The sequence below is a fragment of the Pseudarthrobacter polychromogenes genome (genome assembly GCF_014644495.1).
In the GTDB taxonomy this organism is placed as follows: Bacteria; Actinomycetota; Actinomycetes; order Actinomycetales; family Micrococcaceae; genus Arthrobacter; species Arthrobacter polychromogenes.
Window position 1 is genome coordinate 25,270 of sequence record NZ_BMKU01000016.1, and the last position, 14,010, is coordinate 39,279.

Here is a 14,010-nt window from a genome sequence, read left to right on the forward strand (position 1 = left end):
CTGCCCGCCCGGGTGAGGCGCCGCCGTCGTGCGTTCCTGCCCGGTTGCTTCCCGGGGCACCCTGACGGCGCGCCGCGCACGACGGCGTGTCCCGGCGTGGGAGGGCATGGCCCCCTGACCAACTGGGCAGGACCGCACGCAGCCCGCACCAATCTGGGCGAAGTGTGAGGTCCGTTGCATCTGGAGGGCGGCGGCATCCAGCGGTGGTACCGTGGCGCCTATGCACCTGAAGGCTTACCAGCGAAGCCCCCACCCTCAGCGCCGAAGGAAAAAACCCAGGGCCGTGCTGGCCGGGTACAGCCGGTCCCTGGCGGAACTCCAGGGCAAGCAGGTGTCCACCCTCCGACGGCTGGCCCACAAGCTGGTTCCACGGCACCCGGCGCAGCTGATCGCCCTGGGATTCGTCCTTGCCATCGCGGCAGGGACTGTGCTCCTGATGCTGCCGGCAGCCGCCACGGGACCACAGCCGGCGTCACTGCTGGAAGCCCTGTTCACCGCGACGTCCGCCGTATGCGTCACCGGGCTGATCACGGTGGACACCCCGGTGTTCTGGACAGGCTTCGGGCATGCGGTCATCCTGGTGCTGATCCAGATCGGCGGGTTCGGCGTGATGTCCTTCGGCGCGCTCCTGGGCGTGCTGACTGCCCGCCGACTGGGCCTGCGGTCCCGGATGCTGGCCGCCACGGAGACCAAGAGCACCGGCTTCGGCGACGTGCGCCGCGTCCTGATCGGCGTCCTGCTGATCACCGTCATTGTGGAGACCATCCTGGCGGTGCTCCTGATGCTCCGCTTCCTCCTGGGTTACGGCTACACGCCCGGCGAGGCCCTATGGCACGGGGTGTTCCACTCCGTGTCCGCCTTCAACAACGCAGGTTTTGCGCTGTACTCGGACAGCCTGATGGGGTTTGTGGGCGACCCGTGGGTGTGCCTGCCCATCGCGGGTGCGGTGATCATCGGCAGCCTGGGCTTTCCCGTGCTGTTCGAGCTCCGCCGCCAGTACCGCCGTCCCGTCTACTGGAGCATGCACACCAAAATCGTCCTGGCCGGCAGCGCCGTGCTCCTGGTTGGCGGGACCGTGTTCCTCACGGCCGCGGAATGGACCAACACCGCCACCCTGGGCGGACTGCCGCCCGAGGACCGCATCCTGGGCGGATTCTTCCAGTCCGTGATCACCCGCACCGCCGGCTTCAACAGCGTTGACATCGGCCAGATGCACCCCGTTTCCTGGCTGGGCATGGACATCCTGATGTTCATCGGCGGCGGCCCGGCCGGCACCGCAGGCGGCCTGAAAATCACCACCTTCGCCGTGCTCTTCTTCATCCTGGCCACGGAACTCCGGGGCGACACCGCGGTGAACATCTTTAACAAGCGCCTTTCCCGGGCCGTTCACCGCCAGGCCATCACCGTGGTGCTCCTGGCCATCGCCCTGGTGACGGCGTCCACCATGTTCCTGATGATGATCACCGACTTCGGCCAGGAACGGATCCTGTTCGAGGTGGTGTCCGCCTTTGCCACCGTGGGGCTGTCCACCGGCATTACGGCCGGAATGCCTCCCGCCGGGCAGGTGGTGCTGATCCTGCTCATGTTCATTGGCCGGCTTGGCCCCGTCACGCTCGGCACCGCGCTGGCCCTCAGGAAGCGCCCCATACTGTACGAAAACCCGAAGGAAAGGCCCCTCATTGGCTAAGGACATCTTCACCCGCAGGGGCGAGCGCGCCGCGCACCCCGATTCCGTGGCCGTTATTGGCCTGGGGCGCTTCGGCGGCTCCCTGGCCCTGGAACTGGAGGCCCAGGGTACCGAGGTGCTGGGGATCGACAACAACGAGGACATCGTGCAGTCCTACAACGGGCGGCTGGCCCATGTGGTCCGTGCCGACTCCACGAAGGAAGAAGTCCTGCGGCAGCTCTCCGTCCACGAGTTCGACCGGGCCGTGGTGGGCATCGGCTCGGACCTGGAGGCGAGCATCCTCACCACCTCCCGGCTGCTCACCTTCAAGCACCCGCAGATCTGGGCCAAGGCCATCAGCGAGCCGCACGCGGAAATCCTGGAACAACTTGGCGTGCAGCACGTCATCCGGCCCGAGCACGACATGGGCCGGCGGGTGGCGCACCTGGTCCGCGGGTCCATCCTGGACTACGTGGAATTCGAGGACGACTTCGTGATGGTCCGCACCCAGCCGCCGGCGGATGCCCGGGACCGGCCCCTGGGCGTGCTGGGCCTCCGGGACAAGTACGGGATCACCATCGTGGCGGTCAAACGGCCGGGCGGAACCTGGCAGCACACCACCGCCCAGACCGTGCTGTACGACGACGACCAGATCATCGTCCAGGGCACCAAGAACCTGGCGGAGCGGTTCAGCAGCCGCCCCTAGGCCGGCCCTGACGCACCACGGAGGTATGCGGCGCTCATCAGTAACGCCGCTAGTTCCCCGGCACGAATACGTTGATGTTGTCTCCATCGTCCTGCACCAGCGCATCAGGCTGTTGCCGGGAAACCACGTAGACCTCAACGTAATCCCCGGCCGAGCCGGCAAAGTTCAATGCCAGGAGGACATACATGGTGATCCGGTAATCAGCCGGGACCGTCAACAGTGCGGCAAGGAGGACACCTCCCCAGACAATGCAGGGCGCGAGTGCCACCACCACGGCAGTCCGCCGGGTGAGGTAGGCACGGTTCCCCGTTGTCAGGAAGGGGAAGCGCACCGCATAGGTGGGCCGGACCCTGGTCAGCAATTGCAGGACGACGCCGTGGGTCGCCTCGTGCGCGGCCATGTACGCCAGGCAGGCGAGCAGGGTCACCGGAACTGTGACCGCCGGACTCAAGCCTGACCCGAGCGGCAAGCCAAGAAGCAATGCAGCGGAAACTGCCAGGAGCGCCACCAGCACGAAGATTCCCTGCACTGCCGCCGGGAACTTTCCGTCCTTCTTGAGGTTGACGGTCCGGTGCGGCCGGTAATCCGGCGGGAGTTCCACTGTGTCCGACGGGATTTGACCGTGCATGCCGTCTCCATTCCCCCTGTGCACCGTAGCCGTTCGTCCCATACTGCCGGAGCAGCCGGCTCCGGACTAGTGCCCGGCGCCGAGCTTCCCGCCGAGGCGCTCGCGCATGGTGGTGCTGGCATCGTTCAGGCCGATGATCTTCACGTCCTTGCCGTGGTGCCGGTACTTCTCGGTAGTTGCGTCCAGGGCTGCGATGGTTGAGGCGTCCCAGAGGTGCGAGGCGTGCATGTCGATCACCACAAACTGCGGGTCCAGCGCGTACTCGAATTGGGTGTAGAGATCGTTGGACGAGGCGAAGAACAGCTCGCCGTTCACCGTGTAGGTGGCAGTTTCGTGGCCCTCCACGCCTGTAACCGTCCGTTCCACCGTCACGAAATGGGCCACCCGGCGGGCGAACATCACCATGGCAACGAGGACACCGACGCCGACGCCGATGGCCAGGTTGTGCGTGGCAACGGTGACCACGACGGTGGCCACCATGACCAGGGTTTCGCTCTTGGGCATCATCTTCAGCGTGCGCGGGTGGATGCTGTGCCAGTCGAACGTGGCCCAGGAAACGAAGATCATCACAGCAACCAGGGCGGCCATGGGAATGACGGAAACGACGCCGCCGAGCACCACCACCAGGATCAGCAGGAACACGCCGGCGAGGAAGGTGGAGATCCGGGTGCGGGCGCCGGAGGCTTTGACGTTGATCATGGTCTGGCCGATCATGGCGCAGCCGCCCATGCCGCCGGTGAAGCCGGTGATGATGTTGGCAACGCCCTGGCCCCAGGCCTCCCGGGTTTTGTGGGAGCGGGTGTCCGTGACGTCATCGACCAGCTTGGCGGTCATCAGGGACTCGAGGAGCCCGACGAACGCCATGGCCAGCGCGGACGGGAAAATCACCTGCAGAGTCTCCAGGCTGAACGGAACATTCGGGATGAACAGAGTCGGAAGCGATTCGGGCAGGTCGCCCTTGTCACCGACCGTAGGGACGGCGACGGCAGCCAGGACGGTAATGAGGGTGAGGACCACGATCGCGACCAGCGGGGCCGGGACGACGTTGGTGAGCTTGGGCAGGCCAAATACAATCACCAGGGCCAGGGCCACCAGCGGGTACACCAGCCAGGGAACGCCCAGCAGTTCGGGGACCTGGGACATGAAGATCAGGATGGCCAGGGCGTTGACGAAGCCCACCATCACAGAGCGCGGGATGAAGCGCATCAGCTTGGTTACCCCGGACAGGCCCAGGATGATCTGGAAGATTCCGGCCAGGATGACGGCGGCGATGAAGTAGTCCACGCCGTGGGACTTCACCAGCGGGGCGATCACCAGGGCGATAGCGCCAGTGGCGGCGGAGATCATGGCCGGGCGTCCGCCCACGAAGGCGATGGTGACGGCCATGGTGAAGGAGGCGAACAGGCCCAGGCGCGGATCCACGCCGGCGATGATCGAGAAGGCGATCGCTTCCGGGATCAGGGCCAGGGCAACAACCAGGCCCGCGAGGACCTCGATCTTGAGCCTTCTGGGAGATTTGAGGGTTTCCCGGACAGACTGAAGCTGTTCCGGAGTGTAGGCGGGGGCTTCCCCGGCGGTTTTGACGGCCATTGCTGGCTCCGTTCATGGTCAGGAGGACGCACATGGGCGCCCTCGCTCTTTCGAAGATTGAAGGGGCGCAGCCTCGCGCCGGGATACCGGGAGCGCGCTCAGGCGGCTCACCAACCGGAAACAACTCTACCCTAACGTGATGGTAGAGTTGAACGCGGACATTACGGAGGCCCAAGAAATGACAGCACGAACCGGTACTTCCACCATGCACATTGGCGAATTGGCGGAACGGACAGGTTTGTCCCTGCGCACCATCCGCCATTACGACGACGTGGGGCTGCTTCCAGCCACGGCCCGCACCGAGGGCGGCTTCCGGGTGTATTCAGAAGACGACGTCGAGCGCCTCATGGTGATCAAGCAGATGAAGCCCCTGGGGTTCTCGCTGGAGGAGATGGCCGACATCCTCGAGCTCTTCTCCTCGCAGGAAGCAGGGGCCGCCGGTAACGCGAAGGCCAAACTCGCCGCGTACCTGGAGAAGGCCGTGGCTGAGCGCGCCAAGATGGCCCGCAACCTGGCCCAGGCCGATCAACTCATCGAACGGCTCAGCGGCCGCGGCTGACAATCGACACTCTGCAGCACCGAACCGCCGCGGCCGGGCTGCCCTCGGCGCCCCCAATAAGCGCCAAGGAAAAACCCTGCCGTTGGACAGGGCCCGGTCAGCCCTCCCAGTGGTCGAAGCTGAACCCGCACGCGCACCGGTAGGTGAGCAGGCCGCCGTCGTTCTTTGCTGCCAGCCCTTCGCTCGGCGCTGCTACCAACTGCATGGGCTCGCCGCAGTGGACGTGCGTGGCCAGCATCCGCCGCAGCTGCGGGTCCTCCGCCCGCCCGGCACGGGCTCCGCCCCGGTTGCCGGCGCGTCGAACCGCCAGCGGAATCTGTGAATGTGTCATGGCCGCCACCCCCGCCTAGTCCAGTGAGGCGAGGAGGTCGGTGCAGGCCTGCTCGCAGCGGCGGCAAGCCTCAGCGCACACCTCGCAGTGGCGGTGCATGGACGCGTGCTGGCCGCACTCCTCCGCGCAGGCACGGCAGGCGATGCGGCATGCTTCCAGCACTGCCCGGGTGATCCCGACGTCGTAATTGCCGTGGCGGGAGAGGATCTTTCCGGTGGCGGCACAGATGTCGACGCAGTCGAGGTTGGTGCGGATGCACTTGGTGAGCTCGGCCACCATGTCCTCGTTCAGGCAGGCGTCGGCGCACGCGGTGCATGTTTGCGCGCAGTCGAAACACGCCTGGATGCATTCCACGAGCTTGGCTTTGTCGATGCCCGCCACATCCTTGGGGTAGGCGTCCAGCATGGACTGTACAGGTGTCATTGGTATCTCTTTCCAGGTCAATACAGCAGGTAGAGGTGTAGTGGAACGGCGAACCGTTCCTACGTCCTGCTGATGGAAAGATCCACCACCGTGAGCGCCGGCAGTTCCGGCTCCGGCGGCACGTCACTGGAATGGAGGCTGCCACCGGGCAGCCGCTGGATTAGCGACGGCGGATCCACGGCTCCGGTCCGCACCGGGACCGGTTCGCCGCGGGGCGCCTTACTCCGCTCGCCCTCTTTCTCGAGTCCCGCAGGCTCGGAGGGGCCGGCCTCGTGGATCGCCCGGCCGTACTGCGACGCTGAGGCTGAAGGCTCTGCCGGGCCGGCTTCGGCTATTGCCTGAAGCGGCTCTTCGCCAGCGGTTTGTCCGCCCGCTGACTGCACCGGGCTGTGCCCGGGAACCAGGGCGTACCGGCTGCCGGACGTGTAGGAGGCAGCACCGGCAATCAGCAGGACCAGGAGCAGCCATACGAAAACGCTCCGCAGCGCAACAAGGCGGCGAAGCAGTCCAAGCGCAGACGAACCCAGTGTGGCCATCACCACTTCCTGTAGAGGGCTTTTACTCAGCCTAGCTTCGTATTCCTGTTCCGCAGATCACATGAGTATTACTTTTGCGATGGAATCAGCCAGGTCCATCAGGTTGTTCCGTTCCGGGCTCGAATAGTGTGCGGACCCGATGGCGTTGCGCATCCGGCCCAGGTGGTCCATGAGCTCCGCCCGGTACTGGCCCGTCCGGTCGCACCACGCAAGCTCGTGGAGGAGCCGCAGGAGGCGGGCAGCGACGGCAGGGTCCGACGCGCCGTACTGCCGGGGCTGGTCCATGGCCAGGCTGAGGAAGTCCTGCATTCCGGGATGGGACAGCACCACCCTGACCCGCCCGTCGTCGTCGACAAGGTGCTCCGGTCCGGGGTTACGCTCCGCCAGCCTGCACAGGAGCGCCGAGAGGTGCCCGATGACGTGCACTGCCGTGGTGGGATCGTTGATGCCCGGGGAGAGCGCCCGGGCGGCAACATCCACGAGCTGCCGGAACCCGAATCCGACGTCCTGGACGTTGGTGCGTTCATACCCGGTTGCCACGGCGGCGTTGGTGTCCTTGGTGAGCTTCTCCCGGACTTCTGCGGTGAACGTTGTTCCCGGCGCCACGGGCCAGGCGGTGGCAAACGGGACGCCCTGCACCAGTGAGCTGCCCGGTTCCCGGTCAATGCGGAGAACGGCACCGGCATCTTTCGCAGCCTGCAGGAGTTCGCCCTGGACGTATGAGGTCAGGAAGCCGGAGGAACTGGCGCGGATGGGGAAGCTGCCCGACGCCGGAAAGGGCTGTGGCGGGGGTGCGGGCCGGTCCTGGGGAAAGACGCGGTCCATGGTTTCCTGGGTTTCCACGTTGACTCGGCGCATCATGGTTTCCACCCGGATTTCCCGCGTGAGGTGCGCCAGGAAGAGCACCAGCCCGACGACGCTGGCCATGGCGAGCGCGTAGGCCACCGTGACGGAGATTTCAGGTACGAAGGCGGTATTGCCGTTGCCCTCTTCCCGCACACTGCGCAGGACTGTCAGGGAGAAGGCGAAGGCGGCCAGGAAGAGCGCCAGCGTTCCGTGGACAAACCGGTCCGAGGTGAAGGTCCGCAGCAGCCTGGGCGAGAACTGGCTGCTGGCCAGCTGCAGGGTTACCACGGTGAGCGAGAACGTCAGCGAGGTCACCGTGATGAGCGAACCCGAAATGGCCTGCAGGACAGCCCGGGCAGCCTCCGGCCCGCCGCTGAAAAGGAAAACCGTGACGCTGTCCGGCAGCTCGCCGTCAACGCCCGAATCCAGCGCAGGCAGCGCTATGCCCAGGACGACGGCCAAGGCAACAGCCAATGCCGGAAGCGGCCAGAGCTGGGTCCGCAGGGCATCGAGCCAGTGTGCGCTGCGGGTCGTGGTGTTCACCTATTCCTCGGTTCCCTGGCCCGCGCCGCTGCGGGATGCCGCCGGTTCCCGCGAGGACTGGTCCGTTGCCGCGGCGGCGGACAGCTGGCCGTGGGAATCCCGGGCGGTGTCCTGCTCGGCTCTGGAAACATCCTCCGCCGTGATTTCATCGTCAGATTTTTCGTTCCATGCTTTGATCGCGGCCCAGATAACGGCCGCCAGGGGAACGGAGAGGATGGCGCCGATAATGCCCGCCAGGATGGTGCCGGCTGTGAGTGCCAGCAGGATGACGAGTGCGTGCACGCTGAGAGTGCGCCCCATGACCACCGGCTGCAGGAAGTTGCCTTCAAGCTGGTTGACAACAATGACGACAAGGATCACGATCAGGGCCGTGACAGGCCCGTTGGCCACCAGCGCCACGAGGGCAGCCAGCACGCCGGCGAGGGTGGCTCCCACCAGCGGGATGAAGGCGCCGATGAACACGATGGCGGCCAGCGGCAGGGCGAGCGGAACTCCGAGGATTACCAGGGCCAACCCGATGAAGACGGCATCGACGACGGCCACGATGGCCGTTCCCCGGACATACCCGCCAAGCACCGCGAGGCTGTCCTGCCCCACGCGCCTCGCTTTGACCAGCCGTGTGCCCTTGAAAGCGCGCAGGACGAACGCCCAGATGCGTTCTCCGTCCTTGAGGAAGAAGAAAAGGATCACGGCCATGAGCAGGGCACCGGTGATGAACGTCCCTGCCGCGCTGAGGCCGGTGACAACACCGGCGCCCGCCGTACTGCTGGTGACGAAGTCCAGCACGGCGTCACGTGCCTGCTGGATCTGTTGGTCATCGATGGGAATCGGGCCGTTCCGGACGAAGCCGTAGACCTGGTCGAATCCCTCCGTCGCGCTGCGTCCCAGTTCCCCCGCCTGGCCGATCACGGCGAAAACAATGGCCGTGACCAGTCCACCCAGGGCCAGCAGGAGCAAGAGGAAGGAGAAGCCGGTGGCGGCCGCGCTGGGCCAGCCTTTCCTTCTGAGCCAGTTCACCAGCGGTGCGATGGCAGCCGCCAGGATCAGTGCCAGCAGCAGGGGGATGACCACCAGCCGCACCTGGATGAGCCCGTAGACCAGGATGGCCGAAAGTGCCAGAAGCACCAGAATCTGGCCTGCCCTGATACTCACGCGGCCAAGACCGTCCTGCCACGGGTTTACCCGGTTTTGAGTCTGCATTCAGTTGTCTCCCTGGATCAGCAAGCGCTGGAGCTGCGAAAAAGTGGCATCGGCGACGCCGCGCAGGCTACCTAAACTTCTCACGAACTCTCCTGGCTGAAATAACGGACCGCCCCTGCCCGGACCTTCGGTTAAGGACAAAAGGTGCGGCTCCAATGGAACCGCACCCCGTGCTGATGGACCGGAAGGTCAGTCCTTCTTGAAAGCGTCCTTGACCTTTTCGCCGGCCTGCTTCAGGTCGCCCTTGGCCTGGTCGCCCTGGCCTTCGGCCTTCAAACGATCGTCGCCGGTCGCTTCGCCGGCAGCCTCTTTACCCTTGCCGCCAAGCTTCTCGGCTGCGTTACCAATCTTGTCGTCCAAACCCATGGTGTTTCTCCCTACGGTCGGCTCCCGCCGGCGTGCTGCCAGCGGCTTACCTACCCATCGTAACCACAAATCACTAAGGGTGCTGATCATTTTGCCCGGTGAGCTGCGGCACGCGCCCTTTCGACGCGTCAGCCGTGGGTGGGTTCGCCGGTGACGCGGTGGTCCGCATGGTTGATGGTTTCGCGGATCAGGCGCACCAGGTGCCCGTCGCGCAACGAATAGATCACGTGGCGGCCGTCCTTGCGCGTGTCCACCAATCCGCTGAGGCGGAGTTTGGCCAGGTGCTGGCTTGCCACCGTCCGCGGAACTCCGACGGCGGCCGTCAGCTCGGTCACGGTCTTGGGGCCCTGCGCCAGCTGCCAGAGCAGGTGCAGGCGCGTGGGCTCGGCCAGCATCCGGAGGGTGGCGGAGGCTGCCTCCAGCAGTTCCGGCCCCGGGGTTACCTGGTGGACCAGGGACGGGACATCAGCGGGCGCGGCTTCGGTGCGGGGCTGGCTGGCCACTGTCCTGCTCCTCCCCTGCACGGCCCATGGCCCCTGCGGCATCGTGCCGGGGCCAGGACAGGAATGCTCCTGCACTGCCTATCATCGCAACAATTGTCAGCCCCGCCGCGGCCCAGCCCAAACCGGCCATGGCTCCCACCCAGCCCGCCAGCGGATAGGCCAGGATGTAGCAGGCGTGCGAGAGCGAGAACTGCGCCGTGAAAACATACGGCCGGGTGTCCTCGGTGGAGGCTCCGCCCAGCAGTCTCGCCGACGGCGTAAGGATGGTGGAGTTCGCCGCACCCAGGAGGAACCAGAGGGTGAGCAGCAGCCACCATCCGCTGCCGGGCGTGGCCCACGGGATGGCGACGGCGCCGGCCATGACGAAGGGAACGACGGCGGCCCCGGCGAGCATCACCGTCCGGTCACCCAGGCGTTCAAGCAGCCACGGGGCGGACAGGGCAACGATCATGGACCCCACCCCAAAGCAGGCCAGCGCCAGGGCAAGGTCCGTGTCCGGCCGCTGCAGGACATCGCGGACATAGACCACCGTGTTCACCAGCACCAGGGCCGTGGGGGCCGCGACCACCAGGTTCAGTGCCAGCAGCGACCTGAGCCGCCGGTTCCGCCAGAAGATCCTGGCGCCGAGCGTGGTCCTGTGCCAGAGCGAGGCCTGCGGAGACGCCCCGGCGGGGACCCGCGGCAGGACGGCCATGGCCACCATGAGGGCGGAGAACAGGAACCCTGCCACGGTACCCAGGAACAAGTTGTTGTAGCTGACAACAGTGAGCAGCAGCGCGGCAAGGGCCGGGCTGGCCAGGGCCTCCATGTCGTACGCCAGCCGGGACAGGGACAACGCGCGCGTGTAGTCCCGTTCGTCCGGAAGGACGGCGGGGATCAGCGACTGGAACGCCGGGGTGAACGTGGCGGAGGCTGACTGCAGCAGGAAAATCACCACGTAGATCTGCCAGGTTTCGGTGATGAACGGCAGCGACAGGGCCATTGCCCCGCGCACCAGGTCGGCCCCGATGAGGACCGGTTTTTTCGGCCAGCGGGCCAGCAGCGCATTGATCACCGGCGCCAGGCCCACGTACGCAAGCATCTTGATGGTCAGCGCGGTACCGAGCACCGCCCCAGCATTGCCCGCAGCCAGGTCATAGGCCAGCAGCCCCAACGCGACCGTCAGCAGGCCCGTGCCGATCAGCGCCACGATTTGGGCAGCAAAGAGGCTCCGATACGTTGCGTTCCGCAGAACCGAAAACATCCAGCCCACTCCTTGAGTGCATATGTGCACGTATATGCACTCATTGTAGGCCTGGTCTGCCGTTGTGTCCTGCGCCGCTGGCCGGGCCCGTTAACGGCGGAAGGCGCCGCTCCGTGGCGGAGCGGCGCCTTCGTGGCTGTGGTGCAGGGGCCGTGGTGCAGGGGCCGTGGAGCCTTGGCTGCAGCCGGCGTGTCAGGCGCTGGTGGCGTCCTGGACCTCGCCTACCAGTTCCTCGATGATGTCCTCCAGGAAGAGGACACCGGTGGTGTTGCCCTTCGCGTCGAACACCCGCGCAACGTGCGCGCCGGTGCGGCGCATCGTGGCCAGTGCGTCCTCAAGCTCGCTGCCGCTGTAGGCGGAGGCAAGGCGGCGGATCCGCTTGCCCGGCACCCGCTGGGTGAACTTCTCCTGCGTGGTCAGGTCCATGACGTCCTTGAGGTGCAGGTACCCGGAGGGCTCGCCGTCGCCATTGGTGAGGATGTACCGGGAGAACCCGTGCCCGGCCACCGCGCGCTGGATGTCAGCCGGCGTGGCGGTCTCAGGCAGCAGCACCATCTCGGAGATGGGCACCTCAACGTCCGCCACGGTCTTGGCCGTGAACTCGAACGCGGCGCTCAGGGTTCCGGTGGTGTCCGTCAGCATGCCGTCGCGGGTGGACTGCTCCACGATGTTAGCCACCTCATCGAGGGTGTAGGCACTGGTGGCCTCGTCCTTGGGTTCCACCTTGAACAGGCGCAGGATGGAGTTCGCGATTCCGTTCAGCGTCCAGATCACCGGCCTGACCACGCGGGAGACCATCACCAGCGGCGGGGCCAGGATGAGGGCCGCCCGGGTTGGAACGGAGAAAGAGATGTTCTTGGGGACCATCTCCCCCAGCACCACGTGCAGGAAGGTGACCAGCAGCAGCGCCGTAATGAAGGCAATAATGCTGATCGCCTCGTAGGAGAGGGACGTGAGGCCCAGCGGAATTTCCAGCAGGTGGTGGATGGCAGGTTCGGAAACATTCAGGATCACCAGGGAACAGACCGTGATGCCCAACTGGCTGGTAGCCAGCATCAGCGTGGCATGCTCCATGGCCCACAGCGTGGTTTTTGCAGCTTTGCTGCCGGCCTCAGCCTTCGGCTCAATCTGCGAGCGGCGGGCCGAAATGACGGCGAACTCCGCACCGACGAAGAAGGCGTTGACCACCAGGAGCACCACCAGCCAGATGATGCCGGGAAGATATTCACTCATGGGTCAGCTCCTGCGTCAGGCCATCGATAATGCGGTCATGCGCACTCTTGGGTGCGTCCTCCGAAGCGTCAGGGGTGAAGCGGATCCGCTCCACATGCGTACCCAGGACGCGCTCCACCCGGAGCGTGCCGCCGTCGATCCCTACTTCATCGCCCAACTCAGGGATACGGTCCAGCTGATCCGTGACAAAGCCGGCCAGGGTGTCGTACTCCTCGCCGTCGGGCACGGTGATGCCCGTCCGGTCCAGGAGTTCGTCGGGCCGCAGGGACGCGTCAAAGGTGATGGACCGCCCTGTCCGGACCACGCCGGTGCGGGCACGGTCATGTTCGTCTTCGAGCTCGCCGACGATCTCCTCCACCAGGTCCTCCAGCGTCACGATGCCGGCGGTGCCGCCGTGCTCATCGGAGACGATGGCCACCTGCAGGCCCTGCTTCCGCAGCAGGACCAGGAGGGTATCCACGCCCATGGACTCGGGCACACGCAACGGCTCAATCATGAGTTCCGAGGCCAGTACGCGTGAGCGGTCGGCCAGGTCCACGGCGAAGGCCTGCTTCACGTGGAGCACGCCCTGCACGTCGTCACGGTCCTCCCCAATGACGGGGAAGCGGGAGTAGCCGGTGGTGGTGGCAAGCGCCACGATGTCTTCGGCCGTGTCATCGGCGTTGACTGCCGTCATGCGCACGCGGGGAGTCATGACGTCCGCGGCGGAGTGCTCCGAGAACCGGAGGGTCCGGTGCAGCAGAACCGCATGGTCAGCGTCCAGGAGGCCCTCAAGGGCTGACCGGCGGACCAGCGAGCTGAGTTCCTCGGCGCTGCGGGCGCCGGAGAGTTCTTCCTTCGGCTCAATGCCGAAGGACCGGATGATCTTGTTGGCAGTGTTGTTGAACAGCAGGATCACGGGCTTGAACACGGCAGTGAAGAGAGCCTGGAACGGGACCACGAACTTGGCCGTGGCCAGGGGCAGCGCCAGGGCGAAGTTCTTGGGGACCAGCTCGCCGATCACCATGGAAAAGACAGTGGCGATAAAAATGCCCACGACAGCGCCGATGCCAGGCACAACAGCCTCTGGAAGCCCGGTCGAGAGCAGCGGGCCGCGCAGCATCGAGCTGATCGCCGGTTCGAACGTGTAACCCGTGAGCAGCGTTGTCAGGGTGATGCCCAGCTGCGCACTTGAGAGGTGGGTCGAGGTGATCTTCAGCGCCTTGATGGTGGGCTTGAGGCGCTTTTCCCCGCGGGCCTGGCGGGCTTCGAGGTCATTGCGGTCCAGATTGACCAGCGCGAACTCGGAAGCAACAAAAAAACCGGTACCGACCGTCAGGACGAGGCCAATACCGAGCATGATCCATTCATACATTCAGGCGCCCCTCTCCCGTGGTGGCCGGCGAACCGGTCAGAAGGCGGAGGGGCTTGGGCATATGTGAAGGAGGGTCATCCATAATGCATTCCATCTTACCGGCACGGTCCCCGCCGGACCGGGCCTGTACGCCCACAGCAGAGACGCAAAAGAGTCCTGCGGCCGTTCCGCGTCGGCACAGGCAAGCCAGCACGAGTGCAATTCCGCAGTTCAGCAGTTCCTCGGGGCCGCTCCGCAAACCTCCCGCATAGTCACAGAAAAAACACCGCATTGAAACATTTCA

15 protein-coding genes are annotated in these 14,010 nt (G+C 65.7%); 3 read left to right on the plus strand and 12 right to left on the minus strand.

Annotation, left to right across the window (positions count from 1 at the left end):
* Positions 1–220 precede the first annotated feature (220 nt).
* Complete coding sequence (locus IEX43_RS18490) at positions 221–1,687, plus strand: TrkH family potassium uptake protein (RefSeq protein ID WP_188813399.1); 1,467 nt, start codon at positions 221–223, stop codon at positions 1,685–1,687.
* The gene (locus tag IEX43_RS18495) at positions 1,680–2,372 is read left to right on the plus strand and encodes a potassium channel family protein (protein WP_188727027.1); all 693 of its coding nucleotides are present in this window, start codon (positions 1,680–1,682) and stop codon (positions 2,370–2,372) included. Before IEX43_RS18490 ends, IEX43_RS18495 begins: the two co-directional genes overlap by 8 nt.
* A gap of 49 nt (positions 2,373–2,421) precedes the next feature.
* Here the strand turns inward: IEX43_RS18495 and IEX43_RS18500 are convergent, their stop codons facing one another.
* Positions 2,422–3,000, minus strand: a complete 579-nt coding sequence (locus IEX43_RS18500) for a DUF3267 domain-containing protein (protein ID WP_188813401.1) — start codon at positions 2,998–3,000, stop codon at positions 2,422–2,424.
* Positions 3,001–3,066: 66 nt separating this feature from the next.
* Positions 3,067–4,590: a SulP family inorganic anion transporter gene (locus tag IEX43_RS18505; RefSeq protein WP_188813403.1), complete on the minus strand. Its 1,524-nt coding sequence runs from the start codon at positions 4,588–4,590 to the stop codon at positions 3,067–3,069.
* A gap of 178 nt (positions 4,591–4,768) precedes the next feature.
* On the opposite strand from IEX43_RS18505, the gene IEX43_RS18510 reads away from it, so the two are divergent.
* The gene (locus IEX43_RS18510) at positions 4,769–5,149 is read left to right on the plus strand and encodes a MerR family transcriptional regulator (protein ID WP_188813405.1); all 381 of its coding nucleotides are present in this window, start codon (positions 4,769–4,771) and stop codon (positions 5,147–5,149) included.
* Positions 5,150–5,246: 97 nt separating this feature from the next.
* On the opposite strand, the gene IEX43_RS18515 is transcribed toward IEX43_RS18510, so the two are convergent.
* From IEX43_RS18515 to IEX43_RS18560, 10 genes are all read right to left on the minus strand, one after another.
* A complete protein-coding gene (locus IEX43_RS18515) occupies positions 5,247–5,480 on the minus strand; it encodes a hypothetical protein (RefSeq protein WP_188813406.1) in 234 nt (77 codons plus the stop codon).
* Positions 5,481–5,495: 15 nt separating this feature from the next.
* Positions 5,496–5,903, minus strand: a complete 408-nt coding sequence (locus IEX43_RS18520; RefSeq protein WP_188813408.1) for a four-helix bundle copper-binding protein — start codon at positions 5,901–5,903, stop codon at positions 5,496–5,498.
* A gap of 59 nt (positions 5,904–5,962) precedes the next feature.
* Positions 5,963–6,439, minus strand: a complete 477-nt coding sequence (locus IEX43_RS18525; protein ID WP_188813410.1) for a hypothetical protein — start codon at positions 6,437–6,439, stop codon at positions 5,963–5,965.
* A 57-nt stretch (positions 6,440–6,496) separates the two neighbouring features.
* Positions 6,497–7,828: a DUF2254 domain-containing protein gene (locus IEX43_RS18530; RefSeq protein WP_188813412.1), complete on the minus strand. Its 1,332-nt coding sequence runs from the start codon at positions 7,826–7,828 to the stop codon at positions 6,497–6,499.
* Positions 7,829–9,028, minus strand: coding sequence for an AI-2E family transporter (locus IEX43_RS18535; protein ID WP_188813414.1), 1,200 nt, complete (start codon positions 9,026–9,028; stop codon positions 7,829–7,831).
* Between the two features lie 189 nt (positions 9,029–9,217).
* Positions 9,218–9,394 carry a CsbD family protein gene (locus tag IEX43_RS18540; protein WP_066278512.1) on the minus strand — a complete coding sequence of 59 codons (177 nt, stop codon included), beginning with the start codon at positions 9,392–9,394 and terminating at the stop codon, positions 9,218–9,220.
* Positions 9,395–9,522: 128 nt separating this feature from the next.
* Positions 9,523–9,897, minus strand: coding sequence for an ArsR/SmtB family transcription factor (locus tag IEX43_RS18545; protein WP_229666534.1), 375 nt, complete (start codon positions 9,895–9,897; stop codon positions 9,523–9,525).
* Positions 9,860–11,140, minus strand: coding sequence for an MFS transporter (locus tag IEX43_RS18550; RefSeq protein ID WP_188813418.1), 1,281 nt, complete (start codon positions 11,138–11,140; stop codon positions 9,860–9,862). The genes IEX43_RS18545 and IEX43_RS18550 overlap by 38 nt, the downstream gene beginning before the upstream one ends.
* A gap of 192 nt (positions 11,141–11,332) precedes the next feature.
* Positions 11,333–12,373 (minus strand): hemolysin family protein, encoded by a 1,041-nt coding sequence (locus tag IEX43_RS18555; RefSeq protein WP_188813420.1) that lies wholly within the window; start codon positions 12,371–12,373, stop codon positions 11,333–11,335.
* On the minus strand, positions 12,366–13,727 hold the full coding sequence (locus IEX43_RS18560) for a hemolysin family protein (protein ID WP_188813422.1): 1,362 nt from the start codon (positions 13,725–13,727) through the stop codon (positions 12,366–12,368). Before IEX43_RS18560 ends, IEX43_RS18555 begins: the two co-directional genes overlap by 8 nt.
* Positions 13,728–14,010: the final 283 nt, after the last annotated feature.

Bases quoted from the DNA above. Each gene is read 5' to 3' on its own strand.
- IEX43_RS18490 (WP_188813399.1), top strand. From the start codon at position 221: ATGCACCTGAAGGCTTACCAGCGAAGCCCCCACCCTCAGCGCCGAAGG.
- IEX43_RS18500 (WP_188813401.1), bottom strand. From the start codon at position 3,000: ATGCACGGTCAAATCCCGTCGGACACAGTGGAACTCCCGCCGGATTAC.
- IEX43_RS18505 (WP_188813403.1), bottom strand. From the start codon at position 4,590: ATGGCCGTCAAAACCGCCGGGGAAGCCCCCGCCTACACTCCGGAACAG.
- IEX43_RS18510 (WP_188813405.1), top strand. From the start codon at position 4,769: ATGACAGCACGAACCGGTACTTCCACCATGCACATTGGCGAATTGGCG.
- IEX43_RS18515 (WP_188813406.1), bottom strand. From the start codon at position 5,480: ATGACACATTCACAGATTCCGCTGGCGGTTCGACGCGCCGGCAACCGG.
- IEX43_RS18520 (WP_188813408.1), bottom strand. From the start codon at position 5,903: ATGACACCTGTACAGTCCATGCTGGACGCCTACCCCAAGGATGTGGCG.
- IEX43_RS18525 (WP_188813410.1), bottom strand. From the start codon at position 6,439: ATGGCCACACTGGGTTCGTCTGCGCTTGGACTGCTTCGCCGCCTTGTT.
- IEX43_RS18535 (WP_188813414.1), bottom strand. From the start codon at position 9,028: ATGCAGACTCAAAACCGGGTAAACCCGTGGCAGGACGGTCTTGGCCGC.
- IEX43_RS18540 (WP_066278512.1), bottom strand. From the start codon at position 9,394: ATGGGTTTGGACGACAAGATTGGTAACGCAGCCGAGAAGCTTGGCGGC.
- IEX43_RS18550 (WP_188813418.1), bottom strand. From the start codon at position 11,140: ATGTTTTCGGTTCTGCGGAACGCAACGTATCGGAGCCTCTTTGCTGCC.
- IEX43_RS18555 (WP_188813420.1), bottom strand. From the start codon at position 12,373: ATGAGTGAATATCTTCCCGGCATCATCTGGCTGGTGGTGCTCCTGGTG.
- IEX43_RS18560 (WP_188813422.1), bottom strand. From the start codon at position 13,727: ATGTATGAATGGATCATGCTCGGTATTGGCCTCGTCCTGACGGTCGGT.